This is a genomic window from Microcoleus sp. Pol12B4, assembly GCF_036701385.1.
Lineage (GTDB): Bacteria > Cyanobacteriota > Cyanobacteriia > Cyanobacteriales > Microcoleaceae > Microcoleus.
This window is the reverse complement of sequence record NZ_JAUBQR010000170.1, coordinates 1-10,033: the sequence shown is the minus strand read 5'-3', so window position 1 is coordinate 10,033 and position 10,033 is coordinate 1. Positions and strand designations below refer to the sequence as shown.

The window sequence follows — 10,033 nt, the reverse complement described above, 5'->3', positions numbered from 1 at the left end:
AGCATATCCGAGTTGTAACACCGGAATTCGGCGATCGGCATTAGCACTCGAAAAATAGTTCTCGACCACAGATTGACGCGGTACAATAAAGCCCGATCGCCCGCAAAGTAAACTCCAGTAAAATCTGGCTTAACATCCTGGGCCCCTAAACGTTCTAATTCTTGGGCGGCAATAGTTTCTAAACCGCGCGCAACTGTAGCAAAATATTGATTCATTGATAATTGGTAATTGCTTTTTCTTGATCGCTCTAAATTAGATAGTAGCTGGTTTAAATCCTAAGCCTCACAAAGAATACTCTACCTTAAGGTAGATGCCTCGGTTAAAAAAATACTAATTTTCCTAACAGCTTTGTCAACAGGCGATCGCCCGAACCCGCACCCAATCTACTTTACCGACACAAAAACCCACCTCCTCCGGGTGGGTTTCCGCGCACCTCACCCTTGCAAGTCACAAACTGTCAGTAATACTGGTGAAATTAAAAGCTTTCACGCGCACTCCGGGCACGACACTACCGCCGTAACGCTTCACCGCACTAACTGCATCCACATCGCGCAACATATCAGGTAAAACTTGATTGAAACGCAGGTTTTTAATCGGGTAAGCAATTTTGCCATCCTCAATCCAAAAAGTACCGTCGCGAGTCATTCCCGTTACTTCCAATGTTTTCGGATTAACGTAGCGCACGTACCAAGCTCGACTGACGAAAATTCCGCGCTCGGTTTGAGCAATTAAATCTGCTAAACTTTGGTCGGAACCTGTCATCACGATCGGGAAATAAGCACCTTTTGCTTCTTTGCCTTTTTGTGCGGCCCAGTAGCGGGAATAAGACAAACTTTGAGGCACGCCATCTTTGATAATTTCCAAATAGTTATTGCTCAATCCGTCGCCGAAAAAAGTATTCGATCGCAACAAAGGATGAGCCGGATCGCGCTGCACTTGCACTAACGGGCTAAAAAGTTGTTCCCCCGCGCGGTTTCCCGCTGGTTTTCCCTCTGCATCGGCGATCGACATAAACGATCGCCCCTCATCCGCCGCCCTCGCATCCAAACTCCAAATTACCCACGGTAGCAAATCCGCAAAAGCAGCACCGTCAAAGATTACAGGATAAATACCGGGAGTGACTTCGCGGGGGCTGCGGGATGCGATCGCCCGATCGAGCACTTGTTCTGCTAATTGGGCGATCGGCAATTCGTTGATACTCCAAGCAGTGCTCTGAGCCCAACTAGAACCGTCTTCAACGCGAGCCGTAAAGCTGAAATCTGCCTCTGTAGACTGATTGCAGGCGCGGAGTCCGGTTGACGAGGCGATTGCGTACAGCCACACATCAGCGCTCAAAGTGCCCGAACCGTGAGCGCCCCCCTGGGAAGCAATGGCGCAAGCTTGCTGCACCATTTCTGCCCGCGCTAGAGGCGATACAGTTGCCGTTGCTGCGTCGAAGGCGGGAGATCGCAAATCATAGGTTTGAGGCGGCAGCAGCGGCATCCATTCGGGGTCTGCCGGCGCAATTCTGGCTAATTCTTCCGATCGCTTGACTGCGGAGGCGATCGCATCTTCATCAAATTCTGTAACAGCAGCAGAGGCGCTTTTGTTGCCGAAATAGCTAGTAATGCTCAGGTTAAATACAGTTTTGCTGATATTTTGGCTGATTTGATTTTCCGAGAACCGAGAAAGAGATTCTTCGCCAGTAGAGAGACTGACAAATACTTCCTCTGCTTTGGATAATTTGACTGCTTTTTCTACTACAGATAAGGCTTGGTCTTCACTTAAACTTGCGGGCGATGTTGTTACAATCATGATTAGTAATTAGGCATTGCGAATTGGGCATTGCGAATTGGGCATTGCGAATTGGGCATTGCGAATTGGGCATTGCGAATTGGGCATTGTTAGCAATTAACTAATAACTAAGAACCGATGACCCATGCCCCATGCCCTATTACCCAATTTGAATATCCCTCACTCGCACGGGCACACAAGCGTGAGTCATCTGAGCAACCTGCATCGGCTCGCCTTTTCCGCATATATGAGTACCGCACTGAACCAGCTCCGAAGCCGGCCCGATCGCATCTATTTGATTCCAGAAATCAGTAGTCATCGCCTGATAAGTTACATCCTTCAACATACCGACAACTTTACCTTTTTCCACCTTCCAAAAAGCATCGCCGCCGAATTGAAAATTGCGCCGCTGCTGGTCGATCGAATAACTACCAATACCGTCGATTAAAATCCCGTCTTCGGTATCAGCAATCATCTGTGCCAAAGTAGCAGTATGGCTGCCGCCATCCGGGCCCGGCTCCAATCCCAAATTGGGAATTCTCACCATCGGCACGCTCGACCAACTGTCAGCGTAAGCAGAACCGTTGCTGCTGGCACGTCCGAGGCGATAAGCCGTCTCTCTGTCAGTGAGATAATCAACTAAAACCCCATCCTTGACAACGTACCAATCTTGTGATTTTACGCCCTCATCATCGTAACCCATTGTACCGCGGCCGCCTGGTTGAGTGCGATCGCACTTAAAATTCACCCAAGGTGCAGCGTATTGCAGTTTATTTAACTTATCAGTAGTAGCAAAGCTCGTGCCGGCAAAATTAGATTCGTAGCCGTAAACCCGGTCTAATTCAGTTGGATGTCCTACAGATTCGTGGATTGTCAAATACAAATTTGTCGGCTGGAGAATCAGGGATTTGCAAATACCAGCCGGGATTTTGGGAGCGCGGACTTTCTCAATAGCTTCGGCGGCAACTCTTTCGACTTGACTCAACAAATCATCGGGATTAATATGTTCGTAACCGATATTCAGTGGCGGGCGTTCGTAACTGCGACTTTGGGCATCGCCGCCCGCAATTGCCGTACAGTCAAAACCCGGATAGCTGCGGTAGATTGTTTGTTCGATTAGCGAGCCTTCTGTAGAAGCAAAAACCTTGTCTTCGCGGCTTGACTGCAAAAAAGAAGAAGCTTTTTTGATACCTTGTGCGCCGTGTGCTAGCAGCTTCTCGTTGATAGTTAGCAGCAGTTCAGCTTTCTCAGCAACGGGTACAGAAAAAGGGTCAATGGCGATGGGAGTAATGTAGGTATCGACATATTTTTCGACAGGCACTAACCGCACCGGTTCCTTCTGAGTTAAGCGGCTGCCTTTAGCGATTTCTACAGCCAAAGCGACTATTCTTGCAACCTCTGCGGGTGTTTTGCTGTGACTGGCGGCAAACCCCCAAGCGCCGTCTAGAAGCACTCGCACGCCAAAACCCGAACTTACATTATCTGACAGTTGACTTAAAGATCGATCGCGCGCGTAAAGATTCTGCCTTCGATAAGTGCAAAAACGCACATCACCGTACTCGCAACCTGTTTTCCGAATCAAATCTACAGCCAAATTTGCTAACTCGTTAGCAGAGATTTTTGCCGTTAATTGCACCATAGTTATTCGTCATTCGTCATTAGTTGTTAATTATTATAGCGCTTTTTAATTATTTGAACGAACCGCGAAGACGCAAAGAGCGCGAAGGAAGAACTGCATCTTCTTCTTTCTCCTCCTTCGCGTCCTAGCGCTTACGCGCGCCTTCGCGGTTCGTTAAATCCTACTCCATCTCCTGCAAAACCGCTGTCAAAATTTCCACAATGCGATCGATATGTTCCTTCTCAATAATCAGCGGTGGCGATAAAGCAATAATATCACCCGTAGTTCGGATTAGCAACCCTTTTTCATAGCACTGCAAGAAACAATCAAAAGCCCGTTTCCCCGGCTTCCCAGCAATAGATCCCAACTCAATACCCGCCACCAGTCCCAGATTGCGGACATCAATTACGTGCCGCACTCCCTTCAAAGAATGCACTGCATTTTCCCAGTAACCAGCCATCTTATCGGCTCGTTCAAACAGCTTTTCTTCCTCATAAATATCCAGCGTCGCCAAAGCAGCAGCACAAGCCAGAGGATGACCAGAATAAGTATAACCGTGAAAAAGCTCGATCGCATTTTCAGGAGCATTCATAAAAGCATCATAAATGCCTTCTTTCACAAATACCGCCCCCATCGGTACCGTACCGTTAGTTATCCCTTTCGCCGCCGTCACAATATCGGGAACCACCCCAAAATATTCCGTTGCAAAACTAGAGCCGAGTCGCCCGAATCCGGTAATTACCTCATCAAAAATCAGCAGAATTCCGTACTTGTCGCAAATCGCCCGCAGCCGCTCCAAATAACCTTTCGGCGGAATCAAAACCCCTGTAGAACCAGCCACTGGCTCGACAATTACCGCTGCAATATTCGACGCATCGTGCAAAGCGACAATCCGCTCCAATTCATCCGCCAAATGCGCTCCCCATTCCGGTTGTTTGCGGCTGAAAGCATTGTGTTCGAGATTGTGAGTGTGAGGCAAATGATCGACTCCCGTGAGCAAACTGCCAAAAAACTTGCGGTTTGTACCGATACCCCCGACAGAAATTCCCCCAAAACCAACGCCGTGATAGCCGCGTTCCCGGCCGATCAATCTTTGGCGCGTTCCTTCACCTTTTACCCGGTGATAAGCAATCGCAATTTTCAAAGCAGTTTCAACAGATTCCGAACCCGAATTAGTAAAAAAAACGCGATCGAAATTGCCCGGAATCATCTTTACCAAACGTTCCGCCAATTCAAAAGCACCCGGATGTCCCATCTGAAAAGCCGGAGAGTAATCCAAACGCAAAACCTGCTGTTTAACTGCTTCGGCAATTGTCTCGCGGGCGTGTCCTGCATTCACGCACCACAGCCCCGCAGTACCATCTAAAATTGAACGGTTATCATCGCTTGTAAAGTGCATATCTTTTGCCGACACCAATATTCGCGGATTCGCTTTAAACTGTCGGTTTGCAGTGAAGGGCATCCAGTAAGCGTCCATATTTGTCATGTTTTTTTATCCTTTTATATTGATATTTCTGCATCCAAACTATAGCTTGTGGCTGAGTATCGCTCGCTCGACGCTTATTATAATTTTACAAATATCTCTTTTAAACTAACCGCGAAGACGCAAAGAGCGCGAAGGAAGAGAAGAAAGAGTTTTTTCTCATTTCCAAGTAGAGTTTTTACCTGAAAACATCTGCCTATCTTCCTCTTTCTCTTCCTTCGCCCCTTCGCGGTTCATTAAATAGATATTCTTTAATTAACGATCGCGGACACAGACTCATGTTGCAACAAACCCGTCAGCATTTTCACAGGCCGCTCCCCGTAGGGCCACGCGAAAGCATGGCGGAAAGCAGCTTCTTGACACGCTTGCAACTGCCGAAAATCAATGATATCCAAAGTTAACAAATTCTCGTACTCGAAAGGCAATCGCACGTTGTGCAATCCCGCGTTGTCGGTGCAAATGGCAATATCGACACCAGCTTCAAAACATCGATCGAACACAACCTTCAATTCGCGCATATCCTGCAACGTCCCCGTTTTGAGATAGGTAGTCGGGCAAACCTCCAAGCATTGACCCCTGCGCGCGACTTCTGGCAGCAGTTCGGGATATTTTAAGGGAATTTGAATCCCGTGACCGATACGCATCAGATAGGGCAGAAGTTCGGGATAACAGCCAGAGGTAGTTTCGTAGAGGTGGCCGGTAGTTTTGATGCCGATCGACCTCGCGTACTGGTACAATCCGACAAACTCCTCCAAACGCTCGCCAATACAATCATCGCCGCCAGCTAGATCGATCGCACAAACATATTCTCCCATCCCGGCCGCCAAATCTACGATCGCCCGATTCACCTCATAGGGTAAACGCGAGTGCATACACAAAATTTGGCTAGTAACAATCGGACAATCGCTAATTTGACTTGCCTTGCCCACAACCTGTACAATTTCTGCCATCAAATCAATGCGTTCTGACTGATCCAAATGTTCTGGAGTCCGCAAATAAGGCGTATAGCGCAACTCCAAATAAGCCATATTTTCAAACACGTAAGCGCCCCGCATCAACCGATAGATGAAATAAGGCAAAGTCTCAACAGTTTGAACGCTTTCTACCAGCGTGTGCAGTTCCAAATACTCATTGAGAGTATTGCGCGGACGAGTGTAAAACTCCTCAAACTCCGAGTATTCTTGAAATCGATTAACCATCTCAGCATTGTGGCGATCGAAATACCGCCACAGCACCCTAGGAACGACAGAACCACCCAGATGGCGGTGCAACTCAGCGTGTAAAGTCATGGCAACAAAGCCTCTATTTTCTCAATGTTAACAAAATTAATTTGACCGAAAACAATGGGGTCTCTTGCCCCCGGACTCATCTGTGGATCGACTCTCACTAATTTGCATAGGCGATCGACCTGTGAACCGATGTATCCGTGGCGTAGCCTCTAAAATCTCAAATCCAAAATCTAAAATCTAAAATTGATTGACATTTAGGACGCATTCATAGATAATCGGAGATTGTGTCAACCTGAACTGAACGCGAGAAACCCTTGGCTAACGTAGTTGTGATCGGCGCCCAGTGGGGCGATGAAGGAAAAGGCAAAATTACCGATTTGCTCAGCAAATCCGCAGATATCGTTGTCCGCTACCAAGGGGGCGTCAACGCCGGTCACACCGTGGTAGTAAACGGTCAGACTTTCAAGCTGCACTTAATTCCGTCCGGGATTCTCTACCCTGATAAAGAGTGTATTATCGGCTGTGGCACGGTCATCGACCCTAAAGTTTTAATTGCAGAGTTAGATCAGCTAGAGGCACTGAATATTTCGACAGCCTCCCTGATGATTTCGGAGACGGCTCACGTCACGATGCCCTATCATCGATTAATTGATGTAGCATCGGAAACGCAGCGGGGAAATTATAAAATCGGGACGACGGGACGCGGCATCGGCCCTACTTACGCCGACAAGTCGGAACGTACCGGCATTCGGATGCTCGATTTAATGGACTTGGATGGGTTGCAAGAACAACTGGAATGGACGATTAATTGTAAAAATGTCCTTCTCGAAAAACTCTACAATTTGCCACCTCTCAATCCCCAAGAGGTAATTGATGAATATCGAGTTTATGCGGAACGTTTGCGGCCGCACGTAGTAGATAGTTCTCTGAAGATTTATGAGGGAATTCACAAGCGGAAAAATATTCTGTTTGAAGGCGCGCAAGGCACTTTATTAGACTTAGACCACGGTACTTATCCTTACGTTACTTCGAGCAATCCCATCGCAGGCGGCGCTTGTGTGGGAACCGGAGTCGGCCCAACAGCGATCGATCGCGTAATTGGCGTAGCAAAAGCTTATACAACCCGCGTCGGAGAAGGCCCCTTCCCTACCGAAATGGTAGATGGAATAGGAGCAGTTTTGGGCGAGAGAGGTGCAGAATTCGGCACGACAACCGGCCGCAAACGCCGCTGCGGTTGGTTCGACGCAGTAATCGGCCGCTACGCAGTCCGCATCAACGGCCTTGACTGTCTGGCAATTACCAAACTAGATGTTTTGGATGAATTAGAAGAAATAAAAGTTTGCGTTGCTTACGAAATTGACGGCGAAAAATGTGTTGATTTCCCGAAAAGTTCCCGAATCTTTACTCGGTGCAAACCTATTTACGAAACCCTTCCCGGTTGGAAACAGTCTACGGAAGAGTGCCGGAATTTGGAAGATTTGCCGCAGCAAGCTTTGGATTATCTGAAGTTTTTGGCAGATTTGATGGAAGTGCCGATCGCAATTGTTTCTCTCGGTGCGAGCCGCGACCAAACTATTATTGTAGAAGACCCGATTCACGGCCCGAAACGCGCTTTGCTCTCTGCTGACGGTACGCCAGCCTAACCGTTTTAGATTTGAGATTGGGAAAGAGTGATGGGGAGATTGGGAAAGTTGGAAAGGCCGAAATTCCGAGAATAGCCCAATTCCCAATTCCCAACTCCCAATTTTTATCAAATCTTCAGCGAATTTAATTAAGGTCGATCGCTGTAGCATAAATTTGATAAAATGTGAAAACAATCAGCAGAAAGTCATAAAATGGAACTCGCAGTAGAATGTCAAAAGCGGGCAGAAGGCAGTAAACCTAACGCTCTCCGCCGCTCTGGATTGATTCCCGCCGTCCTCTACGGTCACAAAGGATCTGAATCCATTTCCCTTACCATCAAAGCCAAAACAGTTGAACACCTGCTCAAAAAGCACGTAGTCAACAATACCCTAATTGACCTCAGCATTCCCGATCTATCTTGGAGCGGAAAAACCTTACTGCGCGAAGTTCAAGTTCATCCTTGGAAGGGCTATCCTTACCACCTGAGCTTTTTCTCCGTAGCAACTCAAGACAGCCTGGAAGTTGGAGTGTCGCTGAATTTTGTCGGCGAAGCTGTCGGCGTCAAGTTAGAAGGCGGCATCTTGGATACCGTGCTGACGCAACTAGCAGTTAAGTGCAAACCTGACAGCATTCCTGAATCCATAGAAGTAGATATTTCTAATTTAAAGGTTGGGGATGCGCTGCACATTAACGAATTAGTTTTGCCTGCAGGAGTGGTAGCTCTCGGCGAACCAGATCAGGTGGTTGTTACCGTGCTGGGAATTCAAGCAGGTTCTGAAGCCGAAGACGCAGAAGAAGACGCAGCCGCAGCAGCTTAATTAGTAATTGCTAATAGTTGTTAACTAATGGTTGAAAAAAAGGGCGATCGCTTTCTCCCAAAAGGGCGATCGTTTTTTGCTAAAAAGGATATTCTCGTTTGGGTTTGATCGCACATTTTGCGCTGCTTGTAATATTTTTTTAGGCCTGTTCCCTTGCCAAGCCCACAAAAAAGCATCCCACAAGCAAGAATCTGCAGTGTTTACTTTTTTTTACAAAACGGGCGATCGACTAGCAGCTACAAAAGTCGGAACTGGCGCGTAAATCCGCCAGAAACTGTGCTGATTCTTACATATTTAGCCGTAAAATCAAAAAATCAGCCGAGAATCCCGGTTCCTCGCCAGCACCGGGAATCAAAAAAATTAAGAATTAGGGGAACAAGCCCGCTACTGTTAGTGTCAAACGCGAGTATAATTGTGAAACGTTTTGACTACCATATTTAATTCCTGCCTCTGGAGCCGCCGCCCATATGCCATCAACAGTGAATACAGAATCAACAGCGGTTCAATTTAACCAACAGGGAGAAACATACTTATCCCAAGGAAAAATAGAAGAAGCGATCGCCTCCTGCGAGCAAGCCTTAAAGATTCACCCCAATTTTGCACCAGCTTACAAGACTTTGGGTAACGCGCTACAAGCTCAAGGCAGGATGGAAGAGGCGCGGCACTGGTACGCAAAAGCGATTGAAATAGAACCGAATTTTGCGGAAGTATACGCGAATTTGGGCAGCCTGAGCGCGCAGCAGCAAAAATGGCAGGAGGCGATCGGATTTTATCAAAAGGCGATCGCGATTAAGCCGAATTTCGCGGGAGTGTACCGGAATTTAGCAAAAGTATTCGGACAAATTAGCAAACCGGAAGAAGCCCAGCAGTGCTGGTATCAAGCATTTAGTTTGGAACCGGAAAAAGTAGCGCCTGGGGAACACTTGAATATGGGCGACGCTTTTTTTCGGCAGGAAAAATTCCCCGAAGCGATCGCTTGTTACGATCGCGCCATAAAATTAAATCCTAATGTGGCGACTGCTTACCAAAATTTGGGCGAAGCGCTCAAAAAACAAGGCAAGTTAGAGGAAGCGACAGCATATTATCGCAAAGCTATTGAACTGAACGCAGCTAATGCAAGAAATGGCAGCGAGGGAGAGCAAACTTTGGCGGGTGCAACTGCGAAAAATGGTGCAGTCAAGCAGCAGCCCGCAGCAACCGCAGTTAAGCAGCCAGTGCAGCCGCCAGTTAAGCCGCCAGTTCAGCAGGCAGTTAATTCTACAATTAATATAGAAGATCCAGAAGCATACAAAATACTGGCAGAAGGCTATTTTGCTCAGGGTAAATTGGAACAGGCGATTGCAGCTTGTAAGAAGGCGCTGCAAATTAAGCCGGAAGCGCCGCTTTACAAAATGCTGGGCAACGCGCTGCAAGCTGGCGGGAAAATTGATGAAGCTAAAAGTTGCTATGTCAAAGCAATAGAAATTAACCCTAATTTTGCCGAAGCTTA

7 protein-coding genes and 1 pseudogene are annotated in these 10,033 nt (G+C 47.4%); 3 read left to right on the top strand and 5 right to left on the bottom strand.

Annotated features, from left to right (window positions below):
* The 5 genes and pseudogenes from QUA38_RS20995 to QUA38_RS20975 all read right to left on the bottom strand — a co-directional run.
* Positions 1 to 215 (bottom strand): annotated as a pseudogene (locus QUA38_RS20995) (THUMP domain-containing protein); the annotation flags it as partial.
* Positions 216 to 447: 232 nt separating this feature from the next.
* Positions 448 to 1,794: a TldD/PmbA family protein gene (locus QUA38_RS20990; protein WP_333165144.1), complete on the bottom strand. Its 1,347-nt coding sequence runs from the start codon at positions 1,792 to 1,794 to the stop codon at positions 448 to 450.
* A gap of 139 nt (positions 1,795 to 1,933) precedes the next feature.
* Positions 1,934 to 3,412 (bottom strand): TldD/PmbA family protein, encoded by a 1,479-nt coding sequence (locus tag QUA38_RS20985; protein WP_333165142.1) that lies wholly within the window; start codon positions 3,410 to 3,412, stop codon positions 1,934 to 1,936.
* Positions 3,413 to 3,572: 160 nt separating this feature from the next.
* Positions 3,573 to 4,877 (bottom strand): aspartate aminotransferase family protein, encoded by a 1,305-nt coding sequence (locus QUA38_RS20980; protein ID WP_333165141.1) that lies wholly within the window; start codon positions 4,875 to 4,877, stop codon positions 3,573 to 3,575.
* 248 nt (positions 4,878 to 5,125) lie between these two features.
* Positions 5,126 to 6,163, bottom strand: coding sequence for an adenosine deaminase (locus QUA38_RS20975; RefSeq protein WP_333165139.1), 1,038 nt, complete (start codon positions 6,161 to 6,163; stop codon positions 5,126 to 5,128).
* A 254-nt stretch (positions 6,164 to 6,417) separates the two neighbouring features.
* Here QUA38_RS20975 and QUA38_RS20970 point away from each other — a divergent pair, with 254 nt between their 5' ends.
* From QUA38_RS20970 to QUA38_RS20960, 3 genes are all read left to right on the top strand, one after another.
* Positions 6,418 to 7,746 carry an adenylosuccinate synthase gene (locus tag QUA38_RS20970; protein ID WP_333165138.1) on the top strand — a complete coding sequence of 443 codons (1,329 nt, stop codon included), beginning with the start codon at positions 6,418 to 6,420 and terminating at the stop codon, positions 7,744 to 7,746.
* Between the two features lie 192 nt (positions 7,747 to 7,938).
* The gene (locus QUA38_RS20965; protein WP_333045051.1) at positions 7,939 to 8,544 is read left to right on the top strand and encodes a 50S ribosomal protein L25/general stress protein Ctc; all 606 of its coding nucleotides are present in this window, start codon (positions 7,939 to 7,941) and stop codon (positions 8,542 to 8,544) included.
* Positions 8,545 to 9,011: 467 nt separating this feature from the next.
* Positions 9,012 to 10,033, top strand: a 1,022-nt coding sequence (locus tag QUA38_RS20960) for a tetratricopeptide repeat protein (protein WP_333165135.1), incomplete at its 3' end; no start/stop codon positions are given.